We start from the raw sequence: 26,557 nt of genomic DNA, 5'->3' as shown, positions 1-26,557 counted from the left end.
CGCCGCCTGTCTGTATTGTGGGGACAAATGCGGCCGGAATCGACTCCTGCCGATTCCGGGCCGATGCTGCAGGGGTTCAGCCGTTCAGCGCCGGGCCGGGCAGGGATGCCGCATCGGACGTGGCGTTCAGCGCATCCAAGGTGAACAGCGCCTGCGGCAGGCGCTTGAACTGGTCGGCCAGCTCCATCAGGAAGTCGTTCATGGCCGAGCTGCGACGCCAGATCATGGCGATGCGGCGGCTGGGACGGCCCTCGCCGGTGAAATCGAGCAGGCGGATGTTGTTCGAGCGCGGCACCGGCGGCTGCACCGACAGACTTGGCAGCAGGGTGATGCCGACGTCGGCGGCGACCATCTGCCGCAGGGTTTCCAGGCTGGTGGCGCGGAATTCGGACTTCTCATTGGCGCCGAACAGGCGGCACACTTCCAGCGCCTGGTCGCGCAGGCAATGCCCGTCTTCCAGCAGCAGCAGCTTCTGCGTCGCCAGTTCCTGCACGTCCAGATGTTCGCGACGGGCCAACGGGTGGCGCCCGGAGACGGCCAGCAGGAACGGCTCCTCGAACAGGAACTCGGCATGCAGCTGGTCGTCCACCACCGGCAGCGCCAGCAACGCAGCATCCAGCTTGCCTTCGCGCAGGCGGTCCAGCAGCACGTCGCTCTTTTCCTCGACCAGCAGCAGTTCCAGCTCCGGGAAGCGCTCGCGGATGCGCGGGATCACATGCGGCAGCAGGTACGGGCCGAGGGTCGGGAAGATGCCCAGGCGCACCGTGCCGGCTTCCGGATCGCGGCTGCGTCGCGCCGCTTCCTTCAGCTGTTCCACTTCGGACACGATCACCCGCGCCCGTGCCGCCGCTTCCTGACCGGCCGGGGTCAGCATCACCTTGCGCGGTGCGCGTTCCACCAGCGGCAGGCCCAGCTCTTCTTCCAGCTTGCGGATCTGCGTCGACAGCGTGGGCTGGCTGACGAAGCAGGCGGCGGCAGCCCGGCCGAAATGCTTGTGGTCGGCCAGGGCTACCAGGTACTTCAGATCACGTAGGTTCATCCTTACACCCCAGGGGTAACGGACCGGCTGACGGCGTGGTTACCCGACAGGCAGACAATGTTCCCGGTGATCTGGGAACGGTGGATCAGGCCGCTTCAGCAACGGCACCGCTGCTGTTGCTCACCGACGAGCGGATCAGGTGGTCGAACGCGCTCAGTGCGGCGGTGGAACCGGCGCCCATGGCGATGATGATCTGCTTGTAGGGCACCGTCGTGCAATCGCCAGCAGCGAACACACCCGGCAGGTTGGTCTGGCCGCGGTCATCGATGACGATCTCGCCACGCGGCGAAAGCGCCACCACATCCTTCAGCCACTCGGTGTTGGGCAGCAGGCCGATCTGCACGAAGATGCCTTCCAGCTCGACGCGGTGGGCATCGCCGCCGATGCGGTCCTTGTACACCAGGCCGGTGACTTTGCTGCCGTCGCCCAGCACTTCGGTGGTCTGTGCGCTGGTCAGCACCGTCACGTTGGCCAGGCTGCGCAGCTTCTTCTGCAGCACTTCGTCGGCACGCAGGCTGGAATCGAACTCCAGAAGGGTTACATGCGACACGATGCCGGCCAGATCGATGGCCGCTTCCACGCCGGAATTGCCGCCGCCGATCACCGCCACGCGCTTGCCCTTGAACAGTGGGCCATCGCAGTGCGGGCAGTAAGCCACGCCCTTGTTGCGGTACTGGTCTTCGCCCGGCACGTTCATCTGCCGCCAGCGTGCGCCGGTGGACAGGATCACCGAACGGGACTTGAGCACCGCACCGTTCTCCAGCTGCACCTGCACCAGGCCGTCTTCGCCGGCCGGCACCAGCGCGCTGGCACGCTGCAGGTTCATGATGTCCACGTCGTACTCGCGCACGTGCTGTTCCAGCGCCGTGGCCAGCTTCGGGCCCTCGGTCTCCTTCACCGAAATGAAGTTCTCGATGGCCATGGTGTCCAGCACCTGTCCACCAAAGCGCTCGGCGGCGATGCCGGTGCGGATGCCCTTGCGCGCGGCGTAGATCGCCGCTGCCGCACCGGCCGGGCCACCGCCCACCACCAGCACGTCGAACGCGTCCTTGGCGGCAATCTTCTCGGCATCGCGCTTGCCGGCATTGGTGTCCAGCTTGGCCACGATCTGCTCCAGGGTCATGCGGCCCTGGTCGAACACTTCACCGTTGAGATACACGGTCGGCACCGACATGATCTCACGCTTCTCGACTTCGTCCTGGAACAGGGCGCCATCGATGGCCACGTGCTGGATGCGCGGGTTGAGCACTGCGGCCAGGTTCAGCGCCTGGACCACGTCCGGGCAATTCTGGCAGGACAGCGAGAAGTAGGTTTCGAACCGGTAGTCGCCTTCCAGGTTCTGCACCTGCTCGATCAGCTCGGCGGTGGCCTTGGACGGATGACCGCCCACCTGGAGCAGCGCCAGCACCAGCGAGGTGAACTCGTGGCCCATCGGCAGGCCGGCGAAGGTCAGGTGGATGTCCTGGCCCGGGGTGCCCAGGTCGAAGGACGGCACGCGGCCCTGCCCATCGCGCAGCACCTGCAGCGAGATCTTGTCCGACAGGCTCTCCAGGGTCTGCAGCAGGTCCAGCATTTCCTGCGACTTGGCGCCATCGTCGGCGTGCGCGGTGATCTGGATCGGGCGGGTCACGCGTTCCAGATAGGTCTTCAGCTGCGACTGCAGGTTGGCGTCCAACATCGGGTCATCTCCTGGCTTCAGGCAAACAGGGGGCGTGGCACCGCTATAGAAGGCAGCGGACCAGCTGGGGGTAGGGGTGAACCCAAGACAGCGACCGTGGAAGGGGCTGGCTGGCCAAGGCGGGCGAGCGTTGGCTGTCTTGGGTTCACCCCCACGCCGGCGGGGGGACCGGCACGGGGATGAAGGGCGCGCCGTGGCGTGGGGACACGGCAGGCCGGTAGGGCTTAGATCTTGCCGACCAGGTCCAGCGACGGGGTCAGGGTCTTCTCGCCTTCCTTCCACTTGGCCGGGCACACCTGGTTCGGGTTGGCGGCGGTGAACTGGGCAGCCTTCAGCTTGCGCAGGGTTTCGGAAACGTCACGGGCGATCTCGTTGGAGTGGATCTCCAGGGTCTTGATCACGCCTTCCGGATTGATGATGAAGGTGCCGCGCAGGGCCAGGCCTTCTTCCGGAATGTGCACGCCGAAGGCGTTGGTCAGCTGGTGGGTCGGGTCGCCGACCAGCGGGAACTGGGCCTTGCCGACGGCCGGCGAGGTCTCATGCCACACCTTGTGCGAGAAGTGGGTATCGGTGGTGACGATGTAAACCTCGGCACCGGCCTTCTTGAACTCGGCGTAATGGTCAGCTGCGTCTTCGATCTCGGTCGGGCAGTTGAAGGTGAAGGCGGCCGGCATGAAGATCAGGACGGACCACTGGCCCTTCAGGCTGGCGTCGGAAACCTTGATGAACTCGCCGTTGTGGTAGGCGTTGGCTTCGAACGGCTGGATCTGGGTATTGATGAGGGACATCATTTTTCCTCTTGGTGAAGGGGAGTGGGTGAATCGACAGGAGCTAGGTTACCCATTCGCTCGCGATAAGAACAATCCATTGATTGCATCCATTCGATAGATGGAGTCTATCGAAGAACCCTTAGCAGGCACTGAACCTGGCCATCGCCATCCTGCAATTGCCTGTGTGACAAGGGATCTCGGCAGACCGCTGCTTGGGGCCGATAGTCCGTCCTTATCCCGCCCTGCGGAACCTGAACCGATTCTGGTTTTGTAGAGCCGAGCCTGTGCTCGGCTGCTCCAGAAGCAGCCGAGCACAGGCTCGGCTCTACAATTGCAGCATGTCCTTTCAAGCCCAACCCACCCTGCGTCAGGTCGTAGCCGACGCCAGTGCTCGCTTGGGCAGCATCGACGCCCGCCACGAGGCGGAACTGCTGCTGCTGCATGTACTGGACCGCCCGCGCAGCTGGCTGTTCGCGCACGCCACCGATCCGCTGGCCGCCAATGACCAGGCCGCCTTCGAGGCGTTGCTGGCCCGCCGCGTGGCCGGTGAGCCGGTGGCCTACCTGACCGGCCGTCGCGGATTCTGGACGCTGGACCTGGAGGTCGACCCGGCCACGCTGATCCCGCGTCCGGAAACCGAGCTGCTGGTCGAGCTGGCGCTGGAGCGCCTGCCGCCAGACCAGTCGCTGCAGCTGGCTGACCTGGGCACCGGCAGTGGTGCGATTGCACTGGCACTGGCCAGCGAACGGCCGCAGGCGCAGGTGCTGGCCACCGACGCCAGCCCGGGCGCGCTGGCCGTGGCCGCGCGCAATGCCGCCCGCCATGATCTGCGCAACGTCCGCTTCGCCGAAGGCGGGCACGACTGGTATGCGCCGCTGCAGGGCGCGCGTTTTGATCTGATTGCCAGCAACCCGCCGTACATCGCCAGCGACGATCCGCATCTGGAGCAGGGTGACCTGCGCTTCGAGCCGGCCACCGCACTGGCCTCGGGTCCGGATGGCCTGGATGACATCCGCCGTATCGTCGACGGTGGCCAGGCCCACCTGCGGCCCGAGGGCTGGCTGTTGATCGAGCACGGTTGGGACCAGGGCGCGGCGATCCGTGCGCTGTTCGACGCGGCGGGATTTGTCGAGGTGCAGACCGTGCAGGACCTGGAGCAGCGCGACCGCATCACCCTGGGCCGGCGTCCGGCCTAGAATGGAGGTTCTCCTGCCCCGGCAGGGCATCACCCTGGAGCTGCAAGCATGCGTACGCTGTACCCCGCCATCACCCCCTACGACGTCGGCACCCTGAAGGTCGACGACCGCCACACGCTGTACTTCGAACAGTGCGGCAACCCGGACGGCAAGCCGGTGGTGATGCTGCACGGTGGCCCGGGCGGCGGCTGCAGCGACAAGATGCGCCAGTTCCACGACCCGTCCAAGTACCGGATCATCCTATTCGACCAGCGCGGTGCCGGCCGTTCCACCCCGCACGCCGACCTGGTGGACAACACCACCTGGGACCTTGTTGCTGATATCGAGAAGCTGCGCGAACACCTGAAGGTCGATCGCTGGCAGGTGTTCGGTGGCAGCTGGGGTTCGACCCTGGCGCTGGCCTATGCCGAAACCCATCCGCAGCGCGTGACCGAACTGGTCCTGCGCGGCATCTTCATGCTGCGTCGCTGGGAACTGGAGTGGTTCTACCAGGAAGGCGCCAACCGCCTGTTCCCGGATGCGTGGGAGCATTACCTCAAGCCGATTCCGCCGGTGGAGCGCCATGACCTGATCTCGGCCTTCCACCGCCGCCTGACCAGCGACGACGAAACCACCCGCCTGGAAGCGGCCAAGGCCTGGGCGGTGTGGGAAGGCGCGACCAGCTTCCTGCATGTCGATGATGACTTCATCAACAGCCACGAAGACCCGCATTTCGCGCTGGCGTTTGCCCGCATCGAGAACCACTACTTCGTCAACGGTGGTTTCTTCGAGGTGGAAGACCAGCTGCTGCGCGACGCGCACCGCATCGCCGACATCCCGGGCGTGATCGTGCACGGCCGCTACGACGTGGTCTGCCCGCTGGCCAACGCCTGGGACCTGACCAAGGTGTGGCCGAAGGCGAAGCTGGAAATCACCCCGGCCTCGGGCCATTCGGCGTTCGAGGCCGAGAACGTGGATGCGCTGGTGCGCGCCACCGATAGCTTCGCCTGATCGGTAGTGCCGGCCGCTGGCCGGCAATGCTTCACCATCAGCGCCGGGCATCGCCCGGCGCTACCGGCCTCATCCACGCATGGCGTGGATTTACCAGTCCCCGGCCAGCAACGCGTCGGCCAGCACCTGCAGCTTCGGCGAGTGCTGGCGCGACGGCGGGTAGATCAGCGACAGCGCACGGCTGCGGCCCTCGAACGGCTGCAGCACGCGTTGCAACCGGCCGTCGGCCAGCGCGTCGGCCACCGCGAAATCCATCACCTGCACGATGCCGATGCCGGCGATCGCCGCTTCCACCAGCGGATCGCCGCTGTCGAACACCATCCGCGTCGGTGGCGTGAAGTCGTGAAGCTGGCCGTCCTGCAGGAACTGCCAGTCCACCAGCCGGCCACTGCGCAGGTTGCGCACCGCCAGGCACGCGTGGCCCTGCAACGCCGCCACATCGTCCGGTGCGCCACAGCGGGCCAAGTAGCCGGGGCTGGCCACCGTCACCCAGCGCAGCGGCCGCAGTGGCCGCGCGACGATGCGCTGGTCGGCGATGACGCCGGTGCGCAGCGCGGCATCGAAACCTTCCTCGACCAGATCGACCAGGCGGTCGTTGAGCACGGCTTCCACCTGCAGTTGCGGGTGCTGCTGCAGCATCGGCCCCAGCAGCGGTACCAGCACCTTGCGCCCGAACATCGAGGGCGCACTGATCTTCAGGGTGCCCGAGGGCGTGCACGGACGGTCGGCCAACTGGCGTTCGGCGTCTTCGAGACCGCACAGCAGGGGCGCGACCTGATCGACGAACTGGCGACCATCCGGGGTCAGTGCCACGTTGCGGGTGTTTCGCTGCAGCAGCTTCACCCCCAGCGTGGCCTCCAGCCGACTGATCGCGCGCGACAGGCCTGACTGGCTCAGGCCCAGCTGCCCGGCGGCGACGGTGAAACTGCGTGCTTCGGCCACCTGCACCAGCATGCGCACGGCATTGAGGTCCATCGAGGTTCCATTCATGCTGAAAATCATGACAGATATGGCTGGAAAGGGGTTTATTGATAGCTCTGCATCAATGAGACTGCGCTCCCCCACAGCACCGGACCGTCGATGCCTCCCCTCAAGTACCCGCGCTGGGCGCTGGCCCTGCTGGCCACCGCCCAGCTGATCATCGCCCTGGATGCCACCATCATCTTCGTCGCCCTGCACGACATGGGGCGCGCGCTGCAGATCAACGCACAGCAGCTGCAATGGGTGGTCAGTGCCTACACCGTGGCCTTTGGCGGCAGCCTGCTGCTGGGGGGCCGTGCCGCCGACCTGATCGGCCGTCGCCGCTTCTACCGGCTGGGCATGCTGCTGTTCGCACTGGCGTCGCTGCTCGGCGCGCTGGCGCCGAACGCCACCCTGCTGATCATCGCGCGTGCGGCGCAGGGCATCGGCGCGGCACTGCTGTTCCCGGCCACGCTGGCGCTGATCAACACGTTGTATGCGGAAGGTCCGGTGCGCAACCGCGCACTTGCGATCTGGAGCATGGCCAGCGCGGTGGGCCTGGCGCTGGGCACGCTGCTCGGTGGCGTGCTGACCCAGGCGTTCGGCTGGCCGGCAGTGCTGGCAGTGATCGTGCCACTGGCCACCACCTGCGCGGTCGCTGCGGGCGCGTGGTTGCCGGCCGATGGCCCGCGTCTGCAGGGCCGTTCCTTCGATCTGGCCGGTTGCCTCACCGTCACTGCCGGCGGCAGTCTGCTGGTCACTACCCTCGTGCAAGGGCCGGAGTGGGGCTGGACTGCGCCGGCCACGCTGGGCTGCCTGCTGCTGTCGGTGCTGCTGCTGGTGGCGTTCGTGCAGATCGAACAGCGCAGCCGCGATCCGCTGATGCAGTTCGCGTTGCTGCGGCTGCCCGGACTGCGCGCGGCACTGGGCCTGACCTTCGCCTTCATGAGCAGCTATGGAGTGCAGTACTACTTCATGGCGCTGTACTTCCAGGACGGCTACGGCTGGAGCCCGCTGCAGGCCGGCCTGGCTTTCCTGCCGGCGACGGCGGTGTGCACGGTCGGCATCCAGCTGGCGGAGTGGGCGCTGAAGCGCTGGAGTGCACGCAAGGTGCTGGTGCTCGGCCAGCTGGCCGGTGCCGTTGGCATCGCCTGGGCCGCAGCAACACTCCCGCACGCCTCGAACTTCTGGCCGCTGCTGCCCGGCGTGGTAGTGCTGAGCATCGGCCAGGGCATGACCTGGACCTCGATGTGGATCGTGGCCGGGCAGGGCGTGCCGTCCGCACAGCAGGGTGTTGCATCTGGCATGGCGGCGACCGCGCAGCAGATCGGTGGTGCGCTGGGCCTGGCGGTGCTGGTGATGGTGGCCAATGCCCATGCGGGTGCAGCCGGTTCGCCGAGTGCACTGGCCGGGCTGGTGCGCGCCGAATACGGTGCCGCCTTGTTTTCACTGTTCGGCGTGGTGATCGCGCTGGGCCTGCGCCCGGCGCCGGCCGAATCGGCCGCCACCGTCTGCCCGGCCAACGAGGCATGATTGAAGGCGCTGCCGTGGGTGGATGTGCCGCGCCTGGGCAGTGCCGGCCGCTGGCCGGCAAACACATTGATCCAACTACCCTGAGGTTTCCGGCCAGCGGCCGGCACTACCGATCCGGAATGGATCCACGCGCATTCAACCCAGCGCCAGCAACTGCGGCTGCAACGCGCTGAAGATCCGCGCCAGCCGCTCTGCCCACGCCTGCTGCCCGGCGGCATCGGCAATCAGGTCCTGGCGGATCTCCAGCTCCACGTGCACCAGGCCGCGCCCTTCGCCATGCACCGGTACCGCGTAGTCGCTGGTACTGCTGACCGAATACGGTTCGTTGTCACCCACCACCAGGTCGCCTTCATCGCGCAGTGCCTGCAGCAGGGCATGCGCAAAGCGCGTGTCCTGGTGGTACAGCACGCCGGCGTGCCACGGTCGCTGCGCGCCGCTCATCACAGGGGTGAAGCTGTGCATCATCACCAGCAGGGTGGGGAGGCCGGCAACGCGCCGCGCGTCCAGTTCCGCATCGATGCGGGCGTGGTACGGTGCGTGGATCGCATCGATGCGCTGCTGCCGCTGCGCCGCCGACAGCGCGGCATTGCCGGGCACCACGGTGTGGTCGCTCACCTCCGGAATCAGCGTGGGCGAGGCCAGTGGGCGGTTGCAGTCGATCAGCAGCCGCGAATAGGTCTGTTCGATCGCCCAGGCATCCAGCCGTTCGGCCAGTGCACGAGTGGTGCCGGCAATGCCGATGTCCCAGCCGATATGGCGGTCCAGTTCGGCCTGCGGCAAGCCCAGGCCTGCGAGCGCACGCGGCACCTGCTGGCCGGCGTGGTCGGCCAGCAGCAGGTACGGCGACGCGCCCTGCGGCCGGTGGAGGGTGTAGATCGCCGGGTCGTCGGCGCCGAGCAGCGCCGGCAGCGCATGCAGGTCGGCGTCAGCCACGCGGGCGTCCGTCCAGGTGATGCTCGATCATCCACAGCCCGGCCCAGAGCTTGGCGTCCAGCTCGTAGCCTTCGCCCATCTTCTGCACCAGCCAGGCCGCTGCCTCACTGCGCGGAATCTCGTGGACGATGATGTCCTCGCTGTCGTCGCCACCCCCTTCGCCGATCCGGCGCAGGCCGGTGGCGCGCACGAAGGCGATCTTCTCGCTGCTGGCGCCGGAAGAGGTCGGGCCGATCAGCAGCACTTCGGCGTGATCGGCGGTCCAGCCGGTTTCTTCCTCGAGCTCGCGCACGGCCGAGACTTCAATCGATTCGCCGGCGTGGATGTCGCCGACCAGGCCGGCCGGCATCTCGATGGTGGGGGCCTGCAGCGGTACACGGAACTGTTCGACGAACAGCACCTTGTCCTCCGGGGTGACGGCGATGATGATCGCCGCCAGGCCGCCGGCGTGGGTGCGTTCGCTGTATTCCCAGGTACCGCGCACGACCATGCGCTGGTACTTGCCTTCATAGACGACACGCGGGGCTTCGGTATTGCGCTGGCTCATGCGGGCTCGCTGTGGGTGGGAAGAGGGTCGGCCACGCCAGCGGCATCGAACAGCCGGCGGCGGGTCATCGGGCCGAATCGAAGGGTCTGGCACAGGCCACCGAGCAGTTCCGGGTCGGCCGCCTGGCGCAGCAGGCCGGGTTGGCTGCCTTCCAGCGGCGCGTCCAGCGCGATGGTGGTCAGCTGGCGCCAGAGCCGGGCATGCTCGCGCTGCTCGCGCAGGCGCACCGCCATCTGGGCCGCGCCGCGCAGGCGCAGGAACGGCACTTCGTCCAGGCGTTCGTACAGTGCATCCATGCTGCCGAAATGGGCCAGCAGCACGGCGGCGGACTTGCTGCCCACGCCACTGATACCGGGAATGTTGTCCACCGCATCGCCGCACAGCGCCAGGTAGTCGGCAATCTGGTGCGCGTGCACGCCGTGCCGCGCCTTCACCCCGGCCACGTTCCAGCGCTGGTTGCGCGCATAGTCCCACTGCTCGTCATGGTCGGCCAGCAGCTGCGACAGGTCCTTGTCGGCGGAGATGATCACGCCGCGATGGCTGCTGCGGTGAATGTGCAGGGCGCTGCCGATCAGGTCGTCGGCCTCGTATTCGTGGTGCGCCAGCACCGCCAGGCCCAGCGCCGCGCATAACGCCTTGCAGTGCACGAACTGCCGCTTGAGTGCTTCCGGTGCCGGATCACGGTTGGCCTTGTAGGCCGGGTACAGGCGGTGGCGGAAGCCGCTGTCCAGCGCTTCATCGAAGGCGATGGCGATGTGCTGCGGGCGCTCGCGCTCGAGCAGGTCCAGCAGGAAGCGGGCGAAACCGTGCACGGCATTGGTCGGCCAGCCCTGCGCGTCCTGAAACTGGTCCGGCAGCGAGTGCCAGGCGCGGAACACGTAGATGCTGGCATCGACCAGGTACAGCGAAGGCGGCGGTGCCGGCAGGCTCATGCCGGCGGCGTCCAGTCGCGCAGCAGCGCGGCCGGGTCCGGACGCTCGCGCTCGGGTACGGCGGCCTTCGGCGTACCGATATGGATGAAACCGGCGACGCTCTCGCCCTCGGCCAGGCCCAGGTAGGCGTGCACGGCGGGGTCGAAGGCCATCCAGGCGGTCAGCCACTGCGCGCCGAAGCCCAGCGCCTGTGCGGCCTGCAGCAGGGCGAAGCAGACGCAGCCGGCGGTCATCAGCTGCTCCTGTTCGGGGACCTTCGGGTCCGGGCGCGGGCTGGCCACCACCACGATCACCAGCGGGGCATGACTGAAACGCTGGCGGTCCTTCTCGAATACCGCCTCGCCGGCATGCGGGTCGCGCTGGCGGCTGCGCTCGGCCAAGAAGTTGCCCAGAGTGTGACGTGCATCGCCGGCGATCTTCAGGAAGCGGAACGGTACCCGCTTGCCGTGGTCGGGCACGCGTACGGCCGAGGCCAGCATGCGCTGCAGGGTTGCCGGGTCCGGGCCGGGCTCGCCCAATTGCCGCGAGGGCACCGAGCGGCGGGCATCCAGGGCAAGCAGGGCAGTGGGGTCGGGCATGGAGTCTGAACCGGTCATCACGGGCATTTGATTATAGTCGGGGTGGTCGAAGACGCCGTCTGGGTCGCGTCCAGCCCCTGAATACCAAACTGTGATGAACATCATGCCACTGGCGGGAAAGGGACGGCCGCGTGCTCTCGCCTCGTGGGCCTTGCACGGCTTACGATATCCATCTTGCCGGGCCGCCGGTCATGAGGTTTGAAGTGAGGACTGTTTCACTGTCCGTGACGGGCTGGCCGGCCTACCATCGACGTACCGGTACATGGGGTGTGCCGGCCGCCGCGATGTCCATGCTGACTGTCGTACCAGAGAAGGTGGGGAGCCTTCCCGAATGATGAGCGCGCCCACACCGATGGGATCGCCGGGTCGTGACCCGGTCCAGTTGCAGCGTGCCCGGGACATGGTCCTGCCCGCGCTGTGCCAGGTTTTCGGGGCCGCACTGGCGCGTTTCGACGACGCACTGTTCGACCGCGCCGGCAATGCCGGTTCGTCGCAGCTGCTGTTCCTGGATGCGATGCGTGAACTGCGCCGCCGCCGCGAGGACATCGCCGGTGCCTTCGCCGGCCATCTGCAGCGGGCTTGGGACGCGCTCGCCAGCGGCGAGCCGCTGTCGGCCGAGGCGACCCTGTCCGGTCCTGCCGAAGATGGCCTGAGCCTGCTGGCCGAACATGTACTGGAATCGCGGCTGGCGGTGCGCAATTTCGCCACCGTGCTGCTGCGCGACTTCAAGCCGGTGCTGGCGCGGCTGGACCGGCGCCTGGGCCGCCTGATCGGCGGCGCCGAGCTGGATGCCGACCACAACCCGGTCAGCCCCGAGCACCTGGGCGTGGCCATCCACGAGGCCTTTGCCGGCTGCGAGCTGGCGCCGGAAGTGCACCTGGTGCTGATCAAGCTGTGCGAGCGCGACCTGCGCGCGCCGGTGGGCCGCATCTACGAGAAGCTGGACGAGCAGCTGGCCGCCGCTGGCGTGATGTCGCAGGTGGGGGCCCCGCGGCGTCCATTGTCGGCCGCGCCCGACCCGCGCATGGCGGCGGGGGCGGATGATCTGGTCGAGCCGCGCCACGCGGCGGGCTTGGAATCCGAGTTCAGCGATGATGAGCAGGCCGCGCCGGCCTGGGCGCAGCGCTTCGCCGCGCGCTGGTCCGAGCGCCGTGGCCACATGCAGCAGCATCTCGGGGGCGACGATGCCGGCAACGGCGAGGCGTATGCCGGCCAGCAGGGCATGCTGCTGGAGGCCCTGCATGAGCTGCTGCAGCAGACCCGTCACGTTCGCGAGGATGCCACCTCGGCCGCGCAGGTCGCGGTCGGCCAGCATCGCCCGTTGAGCCAGCGCGAGATGATGTCGGTGCTGTCACTGCTGCAGGCCACGCCCAGCGCCACCCTGCGCGCGGCCATCGGCGAGGACGGCGAATCCCTGGCGCAGCGGTTGAAGAGTGAAGTACTGTCCAGCGCGACCCGGCTGGGCGTCGATCCGGGCCAGACCCGGCTGGACCCGCAGGACGAGGATGCGATCGACCTAGTGGGCATGCTGTTCGACGTGATGCTGGACGAGCGCGAACTGGAAGGCCGCTCGCGCGAGCTGATCGGCCGCCTGGTGGTGCCCTTCGTCAAGGTGGCGATGCTCGACCGCCGGATGTTCGTGCAGAAGACCCATCCGGCGCGCAAGCTGCTCAACTCGCTGGCGGAGGCCTGCGAGGGCAACACCGGCGAGAGCCAGGCCGAGCGCATGCTGATGGCCAAGGTCGAGGAGATCATCGAACGGCTGGTGGCCGAGTTCAACGAGAACCTGGCGATCTTCCTGACCCTGGAAGAGGAATTCCGCGAGTTCCTCGTGCAGCACCGCCGCCGCGTGGAAATCGCCGAGCGGCGCGCCGCCGAAACGCAGCGTGGCCAGGAAAAGCTGGAAATGGCCCGCAGCCGGGCAGGTGCCGAACTGGACCGTCGCATCGGCGATGCCTCCCTGCCGCCGGCCATCGCCGAGTTCCTGCGCCAGCCGTGGCAGCACCACCTGACCCTGGCCCTGCTGCGCGAGGGCGAGGAGGGCGCGTCGGTGGCCGAGGCACTGAGCCTGGCCGACGGCCTGCTGGAGGAAGTGGCCGAGGCGCGCCGCCAGATCGTCGGCAAGCCATGGCTGCAGGCCTGGCAGCCGGCGCTGGCCAAGGTGTTCGGCAGCGTTGGCGTGCACGGTGATGCCGCCACCGGCGCCATTGATGCCCTGCATGACACCTTGCAGGGCATTGCCGAATCGCGGCCGGAGCTGCAGCGCGCGCTGCCGGAGCTGCCGCAGGTCGCGTTGCCGGTACCGCCGGTGGCTGAATCGCCAGCGGTCGAGCTCGGCGGGCAGATCGACGCCGACGATTTCGACAACGCCGATGCCGACCGCTTCCGCCGCATGGAAATCGGCAACTGGCTGGATTTCGTCGACAAGGACGGCAAGGTCCAGGCTGGCAAGCTGTCCTGGGTCAGCCCGATTTCCTCGCGCCTGTTGTTCGTCAACCGTCGTGGCGTGCGCTTCTGCGTGGCCTCGCCGGAAGAACTGGCGGTGATGGTGCGGCTGGGCCGCCTGCGTGCCCACGTGGATGACGGCGCCTTCGACAGCGCGATGCAGGGTGTGATCGATCGGCTGGACCCGGGCAGCGCAACGCTGCACTGAGCCGTGGCCGCCTGCTAGGATCGGGAAAACTCACCGATCAGCGGGGACCTGCATGGCCGTGGCGTTGCTGGGGATCAAGGAGACCGCGCCGGGCGAACGGCGCGTGGCGCTGACGCCGGAAACCGCGCGCAAGCTCGGGGCCATGGGCATTGCCGTCTGGTATGAGGCGGGCGCGGGTTTGGCCGCTGGTTTCACCGACGCCGCCTATGACGATGCCGGTGCACGCGTCTTCGACGCGGGCCGCTGGGCCGAGATCGACATCCTGCTGTGCGTGCAGGCCCCCCCTGCGGCGGTGCTGGAACAGCTCAAGCCCGGCGCCAGCGTGGTCGGCCTGCTGGCCCCGTCCAGCGATCCGGCGCTGGCCGCGCTGGCGACCGATGGTCGCCTGCAGCTGTTCCCGCTGCAGCAGCTGCCGCGCACCACCCGCGCGCAGGCGATGGATGTACTCAGTTCGCAGGCCGGCATGGCCGGCTACAAGGCGGCGCTGATCGCTGCAGAACGTGCACCGCGTTTCTTCCCGATGCTGACCACCGCCGCCGGCACTGTGCGCCCGGCCAAGGTGCTGGTGATCGGTGCCGGCGTGGCGGGCCTGCAGGCCATTGCCACCGCGCGCCGCCTCGGTGCACAGGTGGAAGGCTTCGACGTGCGCCCGGAAACCCGCGAGCAGATCCAGTCACTGGGTGCACGCTTCCTCGATCTTGGCGTGAGTGCGGCCGGCGAGGGCGGTTATGCGCGCGCACTGAGTGATGAGGAGCGCGCCGAGCAGCAGCGCCGGCTGGCCGACCACCTGCGCAGCGTGGATGTGGTGATCTGCACCGCAGCGGTGCCGGGGCGACCGGCGCCGACGATCGTGACTGCGGCAATGGTGGAGGGCATGGCTGCTGGCAGCGTGATCGTGGATCTGGCTGCCGAGAGCGGTGGCAACTGCGCTCTGACCCAGCCGGGGCAGTGCATCGAACACCAGGGCGTGACCATTGATGGCCCACTGGGCCTGGCCAGCCGCGGCGCGACCCAGGCCAGCGAGATGTATGCGCGCAACCTGCTCAACTTCGTCGCGCTGTTCGTGCGCGAAGGGCAGCTCGGTTTCGACTGGGAAGACGAGTTGCTGGCCAAGACGCGCTGGCAAGCGTGACCTGACCTGCATGCTGTAGAGCCGAGCCCATGCTCGGCTTGCGCAGACGCGATGAAGCAGCCGGGCGTGGGCTCGGCGCTACAGAGGATTGAATCTGGCCTTACCGCGGCTTCGCCGGCGGCGGATTCTCTCGCACCCAGTCCTTGCGTTGCTCCGGCGTCATCTGCGACCAGCGCTCGCGCAGGGCGTCGCGCTGCGCGGGCGGCAGATCCCGCATCTGCCCGAACAGGGCCCGTGCCTGCTCACGCTGTTCCGGGCTCATGTGCTCGAAGCGGCGCAGGCCGCGGCGGGCCTTGTCACGCTCTTCCGGGCTCATCGATTGCCAGCGCTGGCCGTGCGAGAGCATGCGCTGGCGCTGGCCGGCATCGGCGCTGTTCCAGCGGTCGCGTAGCGGCGCCAGCAGGGACTCCCGCTGCGCTTCACTCAACTGTTCCCAGGCCGGCAGCGGTGCGGCCGGCGCAGGGCGTGCGGCAGGGGCGGGCGCGGCGCTCTGCGCCACCGCCGGGACGGCCGGCAGCAGCAACAGGGTCATGAGCAGGGGCAGGGTGTGCAGTCGGGGCATGATTCACTCCATCGCCAGGTCGGTATCGCCCAGCCACAGGTACAGATCGGGATTTTCGTCGTAGAGCGCGCTGTTGTCTTCCACCGCGGCAAGCACAGGTGCCGGCGCAGGGCCCGTCAGCGTGCCATGGCCGGTGAACTGCAGGCCTATCCCCAGCGCCACCACCAGCGAGCACGCACTGGCCAGCCACCAGCGCCAGCGCCCCCGGTGGGCGGCCGTGGCGCCGTGGCGAGCGTGGCGCAGCCGGGCCAACGTTGCAGGCGACAGCGCCTGCAGCGACTGCGCATGCAGGCTGCGCAGGGTGTCGTCGGAAGGCAGGGAGCGTTTCACGGGTGGATCTCCAGATAATCCTGCAGCGCCTGCCGGGCGCGTGCCAGATGGGTTTTTACCGCGCCTTCGCTGCAGCCCATGGCGCGGGCAGTGGTGGCCCCGTCCAGGTCCTGCAGCACGCGCAGGGTGAAGGCCTCGCGCTGGCGGGCGGGCAGGCGGCGCAACGCGTCCACCAGCTGCTGGTACTGCTGGCGCTGTTCATGCGCCTGTGCCGGGTCGGGGCCAGGATCGGCCCAGTCGATCCCGCCGCCTTCCGCGTCCTGGTTGTCGCGCCAGAACGGCAGGCGGAAGCGGCGCCGGCGCTGCACGTCGATCACGCGCCGGCGCAGGATGCTCCAGAACAGCGGTGCCCATTCGGCCGCCGGCTTGTCGGCGTAGTCCAGCATGCGCATCAGCGCGTCCTGCACCGCATCCATGGCGTCTTCGCGCTGGCGCAGGCCGGCCTCGGCGAAGCGGAACGCACGCGGGCCGACGCTGGCCAGGAACGCCTCCAGCGATGCCGGCGGGGCATCGGTCTCGGCGCTCGGGGGGACGGGGCTGCTCACCAGCACAGGGTACGGTTCCTCGCTTGGGGTCACCATCGACAACGCGTGAGCGCCGCTTCGGTTGACGCCGGGTGCACGCGGGGTTCAGCCCATGGTTATGATGGGACGACGAAGACAGAGCAGGAGCGTTGCCAGTGAGTGACGGGTTCGTGGCGCTGTACATCTTCATGCTGGCGGCCATCGCCGGCCACGTGATCATTTCGCGGGTGCCGGTGATCCTGCATACCCCGCTGATGTCGGGCTCCAACTTCATCCACGGCATCGTGCTGATCGGCGCGATGGTGGTGCTGGGGCATGCGCAGACGCCGCTGGAGAAAGCCCTGGGCTTCCTCGCCGTGGTGCTCGGTGCCGGCAACGCCGCCGGTGGCTACGTGGTCACCGCGCGCATGCTGGAAATGTTCAAGCCGAGCGCGCCCAAGGGGGGCCAGGACGAACCGAAGGAGCCGCAGGCTTGAACATCAGCACCGTCGAACTGCTCGATTGGCTGGTCAAGGCCAGTTACCTCGCTGCCGCCACGCTGTTCCTTCTGGGCCTTCAGCGCATGGCCTCGCCGCTGACCGCGCGCAGTGGCATCCGCTGGGCCGGGCTGGGCATGCTGCTGGCCACGGTGGCGACCTTCTTGCTCCCCGAACTGCACAACGTGCCGCTGATCCTGGTGGCGCTGCTGCTCGGCGCCGGCCTTGCCTGGTGGTCGGCCGGCAAGGTCGCCATCACCGACATGCCGCAGATGGTGGCGCTGTACAACGGCATGGGCGGTGGCTCGGCGGCGGCGATCGGTGCGGTGGAACTGCTGCGCTACGCCTTCCTCGCCCATCGCGATACCCGCCACTGGAGCGCGCAGGCGCTGGCCGACCTGGCCGGGCGCCAGCCGTCGGGCACGGTGCTGCTGCTGGCGGTGGTCGGCGCGGCGATCGGTGCCGTGTCGCTGTCCGGTTCGGTGATTGCCTGGGCCAAGCTGGATGGGCGCCTGGACAAGCGCGTGACCTGGCCCGGCCAGCAGGTGATGAACCTGCTGGTGGCGCTGGCCGTGGTGGTGCTGGCGATCATCGCCGCCAGCACGCTCAGCACCTGGGCGATCGTCGCCTTCTTCGTACTGGCGCTGGCGCTGGGCGTGCTGATGACGCTGCCTATCGGTGGCGCCGACATGCCGGTGGTGATCTCGCTGTACAACGCGTTCACCGGCCTGGCGGTGTCGTTCGAAGGCTACGTGCTGGGCAACGAGGCATTGATCATCGCGGGCATGATGGTCGGCGCCGCCGGCATCCTGCTGACCCGGCTGATGGCCAAGGCGATGAACCGGCCGATCCGCAATGTGTTGTTCTCCAACTTCGGTGGTGGCGCCGGCGGGGAAGCGCAGGCGATCAGCGGTGCGCAGAAGCCGATTGAAGCGTCGGATGTCGCGGCGATGATGGCCTACGCAGAACGCGTGGTGATCGTGCCTGGTTACGGCATGGCCGTGGCGCAGGCCCAGCACAAGATCTGGGAGCTGGCGCAGCGGCTGGGCCAGCGCGGGGTGAAGGTGAAGTTCGCCATCCATCCGGTGGCCGGGCGCATGCCCGGGCACATGAACGTGCTGCTGGCCGAAGCGGGTGTGCCCTACGACCTGATCGCCGACATGGACGACATCAACCCGGAGTTCGCCAACACCGACGTGGTGCTGGTGATTGGTGCCAACGACGTGGTCAATCCGGTGGCACGCACCGACCCGGCCAGCCCGATCTACGGCATGCCGGTGCTGGACGTGGTCAATGCGCGCAACGTGGTGGTGATCAAGCGCGGCAAGGGCACTGGTTTTGCGGGCATCGAGAATGCGCTGTTCTACGCCGACAACGCCCGCATGCTGTACGGCGATGGTGCCGAAGCGGCAGCCTCGCTGGTCAGCGAGTTGAAGGCGCTCGACGGCGGGCATTGAGGCCCGGCTGCATCCGTGGGTGCGGACCTTGGTCCGCACGCTTCTGCCGGCCAGCGGCCGGCACAACCATCCCATCCACGCATGGCGTGGATCTACCTGCCATCCCCGGCGGACGTGGCAACCGGCGTGCTCAGCGCGCCAGCCAGGCGCCCACGGCCACGCCCAGCGCCAGCCACAGCCATTCCACCGCGCCATTGGCGAGGGCGATCAGGGTCCAGGCCAGGTGCGGGCCCATCCGCAGGGTCGCGTCCCACAGGTCCAGCCCGATCGAGCCGCCCATCCAGGCGCTGGCGATGGTCCAGTTGGCGACGGCGGTCACCAGCAGGGTGCCCAGCACGACCAGTGCAATGCGCAGCCGGCCCGGGCCCAGCGTACCCATGCGCAGCATGAACACCAGTTCCAGGGCGGTCACGACCGCCATCCAGCCGACCTGCCGGCCGGTCATCAGCGCCAGCACCATCCAGGCGAGGGGAGCAACAAGCAGGCCCAGCAACAGCATGATGGGCCAGAGCCAGGTCACGGTCCTGGCACGCGCGGCATTGGAGGACATCGAAGCTCCCTGAAGATCACCCACAGGATACTGTGGTTTGCCGCAGTGCACCGGCGGCGGCAGGGCGGCTGGGCTAGAATGCCGTCTTGCGTGGCCCCGGCCACGGCCCCATATCGGTCCCCATGTATTCCCGTAGCAGCGAACCTGTCCACTTCGAACGCGATTGCGAGGCCGTGATGGTCCCGCAGGGCGACACCGTGACCCTGCCCGCCGGCAGCTATGGGTACATCACCCAGGCGCTGGGCGGCAGTTATTCGGTGTTCGTCGAGGGCAACCTGTTCCGCATCGCCGGCAAGGACGGCGACGCCATCGGCAAGGAAGCGCCGGCACCGCTGGAACTGCCGGCCGACGCCACCGATGAACAGGTGGAACAGCTGGTATGGCAGCAGCTGCGCACCTGCTTCGACCCCGAAATTCCGGTGAACATCGTCGAACTGGGCCTGGTCTACGAGGTCGAGATCAAGCACCTGGACGAAGGCAAGCGCGAGATCGATGTGAAGATGACCCTGACCGCACCGGGTTGCGGCATGGGCGAGATCCTGGTCGACGACGTGCGCAGCAAACTCGAAATGATCCCGACGGTGGCCGAGGCCGACGTCGACCTGGTGTTCGACCCGCCGTGGAACCAGCACATGATGTCCGAGGCGGCCCGGCTCGAGACCGGCATGCTTTGACCCACGGCCCGCAGTGACGCGGGCCCGGCAATACCCGCAACCAGAACAGGAAATCTCCGGTGTCCCAGTCCATTCCCAGCTTCGCCGTCACCCGTTCGGACCACCCGCGCAGCGCTGAAGAGCGCGCCAAGATCCTGGAGAAGCCGGGCTTCGGCCTGCACTTCACCGACCACATGGTGGAAGTACGCTGGGACAAGGACACCGGCTGGCACAACGCCAACGTGCGTGCCTACGGTCCGCTGCAGCTGGACCCGGCCGCGGCCGTGCTGCACTACGGCCAGGAGATCTTCGAAGGCATCAAGGCCTACCGCCATGCTGACGGCTCGATCTGGACCTTCCGCCCGGATGCCAACGGCCGTCGCCTGCAGCGTTCGGCGCAGCGCCTGGCGCTGCCGGAACTACCGGTGGAGATCTTTGTCGAATCGCTGAAGCAGCTGATCGCCGTCGACAGCGACTGGGTGCCGTCGGCCGACGAGTCGAGCCTGTACTTCCGCCCGTTCATGATCGGCGATGAAGCCTTCCTCGGCGTGCGCGGTGCGCACAAGGCCGGCTACTACGTCATCGCCAGCCCGGCCGGCCCGTACTTCGCCAAGGGCGTTGCCCCGGTGTCGATCTGGCTGTCCACCGAATACGCGCGTGCGGCCAAGGGCGGCACCGGTGCTGCCAAGTGCGGTGGCAACTACGCCGCCTCGCTGCTGCCGCAGCAGAAGGCGCAGGCACAGGGCTGCTCGCAGGTGCTGTTCCTCGACCCGGTCGAAGGCAAGTACCTGGAAGAACTGGGCGGCATGAACGTGTTCCTGGTCTACAAGGACGGCACGCTGGTCACCCCGGAACTGTCCGGCAGCATCCTCGAGGGCATCACCCGCGAGAGCATCCTGCAGCTGGCCCGCGACCGCGGCATGAAGGTCGAAGAACGCAAGGTCAGCATCGACGAGTGGAAGGACGGCGTCGCCTCCGGTGCGATCAGCGAAGTGTTTGCCTGTGGCACCGCCGCGGTGGTCACCCCTATCGGCCAGCTGAAGGGCGAGGGCTTCTCGGTGGGCGACATCAACGCCCCGGCCGGCGAAGTGACCATGTCGCTGCGCAAGGAACTGACCGACATCCAGTACGGCCGCCTGCCGGACCGCCACAACTGGCTGGTCAAGCTGGGCTGATCGCCCACATCGAATCGTAGAGCCGGGCCCGCGCCCGGCTGCGCTTCTGGAAAGCCCGTCCCCGCGACGGGCTTTCTGCATTTCAGGCCAAGGGGTCAGATCCCTTTCCGCGTGAAAAGGCATCTGACCCCGGATCGGCGGACGCCGATGTCGGCAAAGTCATTCCGGGACATGTGAGGGCCCAGTCAGGTCTGTGCAGGACGCGAGAAAGTTCCTTCACCTTCACAAACCCTTGACCCGAAAAGTCTCAGAACGAACATTTCATCTAGCTGAAAAGACGCTGAAAATCTTGTGGTGTCCGGTTTCGGCCATTAGCGTCATCTGCACGGCGGATCGTTAGGGGGATCCGCTGGCTCGCCGGACTTCGAACCTCGCCAATGCAAGCCAGCCCAGGGTTCGGGCCGGTGCTTCTGCCGATTCCGGCATTCACACCACAAGAAAGGGAAATACGATGTCCCAGGTAACGCAACCGCGTGTGCGTCGAGTGTGGGTGGTCCTTGGTGCGACCGTTCTGTCATCGCTGCTGCTGGCCACGCCTGCGCTGGCCGGCGATGTCCAGCTCAGCGGCCTGCAGTCCGCGCCGACCCACCAGCGTTTCATCGTGAAGTACCGCGACGGCAGCGCGCCGGTGGCCAACACCACCGCACTGGCCTCTTCACTGAAGAATGCCGCCGCCGGCCTGGCCAGCAGCCAGGGCCGCGCACTGGGCCTGCAGCAGGTCCGCAAGCTGGCCGTCGGCCCGACCCTGGTCAGGACCGATCGCCCGCTCGACCAGGCTGAATCCGAGCTGCTGATGCGCAAGCTGGCCGCCGATCCGAACGTGGAGTACGTCGAAGTCGACCAGATCATGCGCGCGACGCTGACCCCGAACGACACCCGCTTCAGCGAACAGTGGGGCTTCGGTACCTCCAATGCGTCGATCAACGTGCAGCCGGCCTGGGACAAGTCGACCGGCACCGGCGTGGTCGTGGCGGTGATCGACACCGGCATCACCAACCACCCCGATCTCAACGGCAACATCCTGCCCGGCTACGACTTCATCAGCGACGCCGCGATGGCGCGCGATGGTGGCGGTCGCGACAACAACCCGAACGATGAAGGCGACTGGTACGGCGCCAACGAGTGCGGCTCGGGCATCCCGGCCTCCAACTCCAGCTGGCACGGTACCCACGTCGCCGGCACCGTGGCGGCAGTGACCAACAACAGCACCGGCGTGGCCGGTACCGCGTTCAACGCCAAGGTTGTGCCGGTGCGCGTGCTCGGCAAGTGCGGCGGTTACACCTCCGACATCGCCGACGCGATCGTATGGGCTTCCGGCGGCACCGTCAGTGGCGTGCCGGCCAATGCCAACCCGGCTGAAGTCATCAACCTCTCGCTGGGTGGTGGCGGCAGTTGCTCCACCACCTACCAGAATGCGATCAATGGCGCTGTCGGCCGTGGCACCACCGTGGTGGTCGCCGCCGGCAACAGCAACACCAACGTGTCCTCGTCGGTGCCGGCCAACTGCCCGAACGTGATTGCCGTGGCGGCCACAACCTCGGCCGGTGCGCGTGCCAGCTTCTCCAACTACGGCACCGGCATCGACATCTCGGCACCGGGCCAGAGCATCCTGTCAACGCTCAACACCGGCACCACCACGCCGGGCAGCGCCAGCTACGCGTCGTACAACGGCACCTCGATGGCGGCGCCGCATGTGGCCGGCGTGGTTGCGCTGATGCAATCGGTCGCGCCAAGCCCGCTTAGCCCGGCGCAGGTCGAGAGCATCATCAAGAGCACCGCACGCCCGCTGCCGGGGTCATGCTCGGGTGGCTGCGGTGCCGGCATCATCGACGCCAACGCTGCGGTGTCCGCGGCCATCAACGGGGGCGGCACTCCGAATCCGGGCGGCAACGTCCTGCAGAACAATGTGCCGGTCACCGGACTGTCGGCCAGCAGTGGTTCATCGCTCAGCTACACCGTCAATGTCCCGGCCGGCAGCAGCCAGCTGCGCGTGGCGATCAGCGGCGGCACCGGTGACGCCGACCTCTACATCCGCCAGGGCAGCGCGCCGACCGACACGGTGTACACCTGCCGTCCGTACCTGAGCGGCAACAGCGAGACCTGCACGGTGAACAGTCCGGCCGCCGGTACCTGGTATGTGCGGGTGAAGGCGTACAGCACTTTCTCGGGCGTGACCCTCAACGCCCAGTACTGAGCCCAAGTCCCTCTCCATGGGCACGCCCCGGCCCAGGCCGGGGCGTTCTTGCATGGGGCCGGCGGTGGTACGTGCCGCCGCGCCATGGTGGGTGCCGACCTTGGTCGGCACGCTGTTCCTCAGACCGATTCGAAGCGGTTCGCGGCCACGTTCTTGCGCACGTGCTGCGGGTCGAAAATGCGGCCGTTCATGGCGATGTACACGCCGCTCGGCAGCGACTGCACCGCACCGATCGCACAGCCGATGTTGAACTCCGCATCCGAGCCGCGGAAGCGTGCCGGGCTCAGTGCACCGGTCATCACGATGGTCTTGTCCGGGATCGTCGCCAGCACCTTGCCGGTCTGCACCATCGAGTCGGTGCCGTGGGTCACCAGCACGTGCCGGGTCGGCTGCGCGGCGATGGTGGCGCGGATCAGCTCGCGGTCCTCATCGTTGATGTGCAGCGAATCCTTGCGCAGGATCGGAATCACGTTGAAGCGGAACGTCACGCCCAGCTCGCGCAGGATCATGCCGATCTGCGGATCGCCGATCTGGTAGTCCGACTTGTCGTCGAAGTAGATCTTGTCGATCGTGCCACCGGTGGTGACGACCAGGAGCTCTTCCATCATGTGCATGCGCGAAACCAGGACAGGTGCAGCGGCGCGGGGCCGGGAGCACAGATGATACGGCCCGGCGGGCGCAGCGTCAGCGTCGCTTGCCGAAGCGGGCGCGCAGCCCTGGCAGGCTGGCGCTGAAGATCACCAGCAGGGCCAGTGTGATTTCGATCAGCGCCAGCCAGCGCGTCTGCGGGTGGCTCCAGGCGCTCATCACGCCGTGGCTGAACCAGCCCAGGGCCAGCACCGAGGCCCAGAAACCCGTCCTGCGCCAGCCCAGGCGCAGCGCAATGGCCAGCGCGAGCGGTGGTGCGGTAAACACCAGCTGGGTGGCCAGCCAGTGCTTGTCATTGATGAACCAGCCGGCGAACAGCGCAGCCAGCCCCATCAGGGCCAGCAGCAGGACCGTGCGCTGCCCGGTGCTCATCGGGCCAACCGCTGCGCGATGTCGGCCACCCGGCGGCCAAGCGCGCGCGCAAGCACGGCTTCATCGTCGGTCGGCTGCGGGTCGTCGGCGGCACCGGCCACGTGGCTGGCGCCATACGGCGTGCCGCCACTGGTGGTGTGGCTCAGCGCCGGCTCGGTGAACGGGATGCCGACGATCACGCAGCCATGGTGCAGCAGTGGTACCTGCATCGACAGCAGGGTCGATTCCTGGCCGCCATGCATCGAAGCAGTCGAGGTGAACACCCCGGCCGGCTTGCCCGACAGGGTGCCGTTGACCCATTCGGCGCCGAGCCCGTCGAGGAAATGCTTCACCGGCGCGGCCATGTTGCCGAAGCGGGTCGGGCTGCCGAGCAGCAGGCCCTGGCATTCGGCCAGGTCCTGCATGCTCACGTAGGGGGCGCCATCGTCGGGCACCGGCGGCTGCGCGGTCTGGGTCACTGCGGCCACCGGCGGCACCGTGCGCAGGCGCGCGCTCATGCCAGGGACTTCGCCGACGCCCCGCGCGATCTGGCGCGCCAGCCGTGCCACCGAACCGCCCCGGCTGTAGTACAGCACCAGAATCTCGCCCATCGTGCCCGCTTCTCCTCGTCGTATGGCCACCAGTATGGCTATCCTGCCAGCATTCCGCATCGGGTACCCTTTCGCCGATGGAACCTTTGGATACGCTCAACCTGTGGATGGAGCGCGCGCGGGATCGCGCACGGGCCATCAGTTTCGGCCGCTTCCTGTGGCATCGCTTCCTCGACGACCGCCTGTTCCAGGCAGCGGCGGCGCTGGCCTATACCACGGTGTTCGCGCTGGTGCCGCTGGCCATCGTGGTGTTCGGCGTGCTCTCGGCCTTCCCCGTTTTCGACCGCTGGAGCGACCAGCTCAGCGACTACGTCTTCTCCAACTTCGTGCCCAACGCCGCGCGCGCGGCCGAGGGGTACCTGCGGCAGTTCTCGGCCAGCGCCGGCCAGCTCACCGCCGCCGGCTTCATCGCGCTGGTGGTATCGCTGCTGATCACCCTCAACAGCGTGGAAGAGACCTTCAACCAGATCTGGCGGGTTGGCTCCACCCGGCCCAAGCTGACCCGCTTCCTGGTCTACTGGACCGTGCTGACCCTGGGCGCGATGCTCGCCGCTGCGTCGCTGGCGGTGTCGGCGCGGGTGTTCGCGTTGCCGTTGTTCGGTACCCAGGAGGGCCGTTGGCTGGCCGAACTGGCCCTGCGGCTGGCGCCGATCCTGATCGAGTTCGTCTGCATCACGCTGATGTTCCGGGTGGTGCCGCACCACACCGTGAAGTGGCGGCACGCGATACCCGGCGCGATTCTGGCGGCGGTGATCCTGGAGCTGGTGAAGTGGGGCATCGGGGCCTATCTGGGCAGCTTCCAGTCCTACCAGAAGCTGTATGGCACGGTGGCCTTCGTGCCGATCCTGCTGCTGTGGATCTACCTGTGCTGGGTGGCGGTGCTGCTGGGCGCATCATTGTCTTCGTCGATGGCGGCCTTCCGCTACCAGCCGGTGGAACTGCGCCTGCCGCAGGGGTATGAGTTCTATGGACTGCTTCGCCTGCTCGGCCGCTTCCAGCATGCACGGGCGAAGGGCAAGGGCCTGGCCGATGACGAGATCCTGCGGCTGGAGCCGATGCTGACCGATTCACTGCTGCAGGACCTGATCTGCAATCTGCAGGACATCGACCTGCTGCGCCGCGATGAGCGCGGCGAGTGGCTGCTGTCGCGCGATCTGGACCAGGTCAGCCTGGCCGATCTTTACGAATGCACCCAGCTGCGCATCCCGGTGGCCGAGCAGCACCTGCCGTATCGTGATGACAGCCTGGGACGTGCCGCATTGGCGGCGCTGGACGATCTGCGACTGCCCTTGCGTGAACGCCTGAAGCGCAAGGTCAGCGATATCTACACCGATTCCGGAGACATGCCATGACCCGCAAGACCCCGTTGCTGCTGCCGCTGGCACTGTTGCTGGCGCTGTCGGCCTGCAAGCCGGCCCAGGAGCCCACCCCCGCCAGCAGCCAGCCACCGGCACAGGCACCGACCCCGGCCACCCCCGCAGCGGTGGAGGAGACCCCGGCCGAACGTACCACCGCCGAGTTCCCGACGCTGAAGATGAAGGCGGTGGACGGCAGCGACTACGACCTGGCCGCGCACCGCGGCAAGTGGGTGGTGGTGAACTTCTGGGCGACCTGGTGTGCCCCGTGCCGCAAGGAGATGCCCGAGCTGTCGGCGCTGCATGCGATGCGCAGCAACATCGAAGTGGTCGGCCTGGCCTATGAAGACATCGAGGTGCCGGAGATGCAGTCGTTCCTGACCAAGCATCCGGTGACCTATCCGATCGTGATCGTGGACCCGTTCGATCCGCCGGCGGACTTCGCCACGCCACGCGGCTTGCCGTTGACGCACCTGCTGGATCCGCAGGGCAAGCTGGCGCACACGTTCCTTGGCCCGGTGACGGCCGCCGACATCGAAAAGCAGATCGCTGCTGCCAAGTAGGTTGGGTATCGGCAGGGCTGCGCCCTGCACCCGCCGAAACTTTCAAGCAACGGCAACAGCAACTGCCAAAGTGCGATTTCCGTGTTGTGGCGGGGCGGTGTCGGAGTGCGGGGACGCCGCAAGTACGTCCATGTAGGCTTGGCAGCCGCATCCATGCGGCTGACACC

27 protein-coding genes are annotated in these 26,557 nt (G+C 67.7%); 12 read left to right on the top strand and 15 right to left on the bottom strand.

What is annotated here, in order from left to right:
• Positions 1 to 76: 76 nt before the first annotated feature.
• From AC5P7R_RS21050 to ahpC, 3 genes are all read right to left on the bottom strand, one after another.
• A complete protein-coding gene (locus AC5P7R_RS21050) occupies positions 77 to 1,039 on the bottom strand; it encodes a LysR substrate-binding domain-containing protein (RefSeq protein ID WP_021203199.1) in 963 nt (320 codons plus the stop codon).
• A gap of 85 nt (positions 1,040 to 1,124) precedes the next feature.
• Positions 1,125 to 2,717, bottom strand: coding sequence for an alkyl hydroperoxide reductase subunit F (gene ahpF, locus AC5P7R_RS21045; protein WP_111102381.1), 1,593 nt, complete (start codon positions 2,715 to 2,717; stop codon positions 1,125 to 1,127).
• 224 nt (positions 2,718 to 2,941) lie between these two features.
• Positions 2,942 to 3,505, bottom strand: a complete 564-nt coding sequence (gene ahpC, locus AC5P7R_RS21040) for an alkyl hydroperoxide reductase subunit C (RefSeq protein WP_005408159.1) — start codon at positions 3,503 to 3,505, stop codon at positions 2,942 to 2,944.
• A 320-nt stretch (positions 3,506 to 3,825) separates the two neighbouring features.
• Between ahpC and prmC the strand changes: the two genes are divergently transcribed.
• Positions 3,826 to 4,683, top strand: coding sequence for a peptide chain release factor N(5)-glutamine methyltransferase (prmC, locus tag AC5P7R_RS21035; RefSeq protein ID WP_346483696.1), 858 nt, complete (start codon positions 3,826 to 3,828; stop codon positions 4,681 to 4,683).
• 48 nt (positions 4,684 to 4,731) lie between these two features.
• Positions 4,732 to 5,673 carry a prolyl aminopeptidase gene (gene pip, locus AC5P7R_RS21030; RefSeq protein WP_021203202.1) on the top strand — a complete coding sequence of 314 codons (942 nt, stop codon included), beginning with the start codon at positions 4,732 to 4,734 and terminating at the stop codon, positions 5,671 to 5,673.
• Between the two features lie 90 nt (positions 5,674 to 5,763).
• On the opposite strand, the gene AC5P7R_RS21025 is transcribed toward pip, so the two are convergent.
• Positions 5,764 to 6,648, bottom strand: coding sequence for a LysR family transcriptional regulator (locus AC5P7R_RS21025; RefSeq protein WP_111099045.1), 885 nt, complete (start codon positions 6,646 to 6,648; stop codon positions 5,764 to 5,766).
• 105 nt (positions 6,649 to 6,753) lie between these two features.
• Here AC5P7R_RS21025 and AC5P7R_RS21020 point away from each other — a divergent pair, with 105 nt between their 5' ends.
• Complete coding sequence (locus tag AC5P7R_RS21020) at positions 6,754 to 8,166, top strand: MFS transporter (protein WP_019661140.1); 1,413 nt, start codon at positions 6,754 to 6,756, stop codon at positions 8,164 to 8,166.
• 135 nt (positions 8,167 to 8,301) lie between these two features.
• Here the strand turns inward: AC5P7R_RS21020 and AC5P7R_RS21015 are convergent, their stop codons facing one another.
• The 4 genes from AC5P7R_RS21015 to AC5P7R_RS21000 are packed head-to-tail and all read right to left on the bottom strand — an operon-like array spanning position 8,302 to position 11,156.
• On the bottom strand, positions 8,302 to 9,099 hold the full coding sequence (locus tag AC5P7R_RS21015) for an N-formylglutamate amidohydrolase (RefSeq protein ID WP_134732192.1): 798 nt from the start codon (positions 9,097 to 9,099) through the stop codon (positions 8,302 to 8,304).
• The gene (locus AC5P7R_RS21010) at positions 9,092 to 9,646 is read right to left on the bottom strand and encodes an NUDIX hydrolase (RefSeq protein WP_019661142.1); all 555 of its coding nucleotides are present in this window, start codon (positions 9,644 to 9,646) and stop codon (positions 9,092 to 9,094) included. Before AC5P7R_RS21010 ends, AC5P7R_RS21015 begins: the two co-directional genes overlap by 8 nt.
• A complete protein-coding gene (locus AC5P7R_RS21005) occupies positions 9,643 to 10,578 on the bottom strand; it encodes a 5'-3' exonuclease (protein ID WP_134732191.1) in 936 nt (311 codons plus the stop codon). The genes AC5P7R_RS21010 and AC5P7R_RS21005 overlap by 4 nt, the downstream gene beginning before the upstream one ends.
• Positions 10,575 to 11,156 carry a nitroreductase family protein gene (locus AC5P7R_RS21000; RefSeq protein WP_026347148.1) on the bottom strand — a complete coding sequence of 194 codons (582 nt, stop codon included), beginning with the start codon at positions 11,154 to 11,156 and terminating at the stop codon, positions 10,575 to 10,577. The genes AC5P7R_RS21005 and AC5P7R_RS21000 overlap by 4 nt, the downstream gene beginning before the upstream one ends.
• A 331-nt stretch (positions 11,157 to 11,487) precedes the next feature.
• On the opposite strand from AC5P7R_RS21000, the gene pacR reads away from it, so the two are divergent.
• Together pacR and AC5P7R_RS20990 are read left to right on the top strand one after the other, a co-directional pair.
• Entirely contained in the window at positions 11,488 to 13,809 is a 2,322-nt protein-coding gene (gene pacR / locus AC5P7R_RS20995; protein WP_021203205.1) for a PacR family protein, read from the top strand.
• A gap of 52 nt (positions 13,810 to 13,861) precedes the next feature.
• Positions 13,862 to 14,941, top strand: coding sequence for an NAD(P) transhydrogenase subunit alpha (locus AC5P7R_RS20990; protein WP_021203206.1), 1,080 nt, complete (start codon positions 13,862 to 13,864; stop codon positions 14,939 to 14,941).
• Positions 14,942 to 15,041: 100 nt separating this feature from the next.
• Here AC5P7R_RS20990 and AC5P7R_RS20985 read toward each other — a convergent pair whose 3' ends face one another.
• The 3 genes from AC5P7R_RS20985 to AC5P7R_RS20975 are packed head-to-tail and all read right to left on the bottom strand — an operon-like array spanning position 15,042 to position 16,414.
• Complete coding sequence (locus AC5P7R_RS20985; RefSeq protein ID WP_021203207.1) at positions 15,042 to 15,503, bottom strand: DUF3106 domain-containing protein; 462 nt, start codon at positions 15,501 to 15,503, stop codon at positions 15,042 to 15,044.
• A gap of 3 nt (positions 15,504 to 15,506) precedes the next feature.
• On the bottom strand, positions 15,507 to 15,833 hold the full coding sequence (locus AC5P7R_RS20980) for a hypothetical protein (protein ID WP_019661148.1): 327 nt from the start codon (positions 15,831 to 15,833) through the stop codon (positions 15,507 to 15,509).
• Entirely contained in the window at positions 15,830 to 16,414 is a 585-nt protein-coding gene (locus AC5P7R_RS20975) for an RNA polymerase sigma factor (RefSeq protein WP_019661149.1), read from the bottom strand. Before AC5P7R_RS20975 ends, AC5P7R_RS20980 begins: the two co-directional genes overlap by 4 nt.
• Before the next feature lie 98 nt (positions 16,415 to 16,512).
• Between AC5P7R_RS20975 and AC5P7R_RS20970 the strand changes: the two genes are divergently transcribed.
• Positions 16,513 to 16,833 (top strand): NAD(P) transhydrogenase subunit alpha part 2, encoded by a 321-nt coding sequence (locus tag AC5P7R_RS20970; protein ID WP_019661150.1) that lies wholly within the window; start codon positions 16,513 to 16,515, stop codon positions 16,831 to 16,833.
• Positions 16,830 to 18,290, top strand: coding sequence for an NAD(P)(+) transhydrogenase (Re/Si-specific) subunit beta (locus AC5P7R_RS20965; protein WP_227845102.1), 1,461 nt, complete (start codon positions 16,830 to 16,832; stop codon positions 18,288 to 18,290). The genes AC5P7R_RS20970 and AC5P7R_RS20965 overlap by 4 nt, the downstream gene beginning before the upstream one ends.
• A gap of 130 nt (positions 18,291 to 18,420) precedes the next feature.
• Here AC5P7R_RS20965 and AC5P7R_RS20960 read toward each other — a convergent pair whose 3' ends face one another.
• A complete protein-coding gene (locus AC5P7R_RS20960) occupies positions 18,421 to 18,840 on the bottom strand; it encodes a hypothetical protein (protein ID WP_019661152.1) in 420 nt (139 codons plus the stop codon).
• A gap of 122 nt (positions 18,841 to 18,962) precedes the next feature.
• Here AC5P7R_RS20960 and sufT point away from each other — a divergent pair, with 122 nt between their 5' ends.
• The 3 genes from sufT to AC5P7R_RS20945 all read left to right on the top strand — a co-directional run bounded on the left by sufT (position 18,963) and on the right by AC5P7R_RS20945 (position 22,862).
• The gene (sufT, locus tag AC5P7R_RS20955; RefSeq protein WP_005415385.1) at positions 18,963 to 19,514 is read left to right on the top strand and encodes a putative Fe-S cluster assembly protein SufT; all 552 of its coding nucleotides are present in this window, start codon (positions 18,963 to 18,965) and stop codon (positions 19,512 to 19,514) included.
• Between the two features lie 59 nt (positions 19,515 to 19,573).
• The gene (locus AC5P7R_RS20950) at positions 19,574 to 20,668 is read left to right on the top strand and encodes a branched-chain amino acid aminotransferase (RefSeq protein WP_058980362.1); all 1,095 of its coding nucleotides are present in this window, start codon (positions 19,574 to 19,576) and stop codon (positions 20,666 to 20,668) included.
• Between the two features lie 451 nt (positions 20,669 to 21,119).
• Positions 21,120 to 22,862, top strand: a complete 1,743-nt coding sequence (locus tag AC5P7R_RS20945) for a S8 family peptidase (RefSeq protein ID WP_478436220.1) — start codon at positions 21,120 to 21,122, stop codon at positions 22,860 to 22,862.
• Between the two features lie 119 nt (positions 22,863 to 22,981).
• Here AC5P7R_RS20945 and AC5P7R_RS20940 read toward each other — a convergent pair whose 3' ends face one another.
• The 3 genes from AC5P7R_RS20940 to wrbA form a co-directional block, all read right to left on the bottom strand.
• Positions 22,982 to 23,467 (bottom strand): asparaginase domain-containing protein, encoded by a 486-nt coding sequence (locus AC5P7R_RS20940; RefSeq protein ID WP_010481766.1) that lies wholly within the window; start codon positions 23,465 to 23,467, stop codon positions 22,982 to 22,984.
• A 79-nt stretch (positions 23,468 to 23,546) separates the two neighbouring features.
• Positions 23,547 to 23,882, bottom strand: a complete 336-nt coding sequence (locus tag AC5P7R_RS20935) for a DUF2069 domain-containing protein (RefSeq protein ID WP_019661155.1) — start codon at positions 23,880 to 23,882, stop codon at positions 23,547 to 23,549.
• Positions 23,879 to 24,472, bottom strand: a complete 594-nt coding sequence (wrbA, locus tag AC5P7R_RS20930) for an NAD(P)H:quinone oxidoreductase (RefSeq protein WP_227854367.1) — start codon at positions 24,470 to 24,472, stop codon at positions 23,879 to 23,881. Before wrbA ends, AC5P7R_RS20935 begins: the two co-directional genes overlap by 4 nt.
• A gap of 77 nt (positions 24,473 to 24,549) precedes the next feature.
• On the opposite strand from wrbA, the gene AC5P7R_RS20925 reads away from it, so the two are divergent.
• On the top strand, positions 24,550 to 25,824 hold the full coding sequence (locus AC5P7R_RS20925) for a YihY family inner membrane protein (RefSeq protein WP_019661157.1): 1,275 nt from the start codon (positions 24,550 to 24,552) through the stop codon (positions 25,822 to 25,824).
• The gene (locus tag AC5P7R_RS20920) at positions 25,821 to 26,390 is read left to right on the top strand and encodes a TlpA family protein disulfide reductase (protein ID WP_099591109.1); all 570 of its coding nucleotides are present in this window, start codon (positions 25,821 to 25,823) and stop codon (positions 26,388 to 26,390) included. Before AC5P7R_RS20925 ends, AC5P7R_RS20920 begins: the two co-directional genes overlap by 4 nt.
• The last annotated feature ends 167 nt before the right edge of the window (positions 26,391 to 26,557 follow it).

The organism is Stenotrophomonas sp. YJH_SMC_27 (genome assembly GCF_059369815.1).
This window is presented reverse-complemented; position numbering and strand designations above follow the sequence as displayed.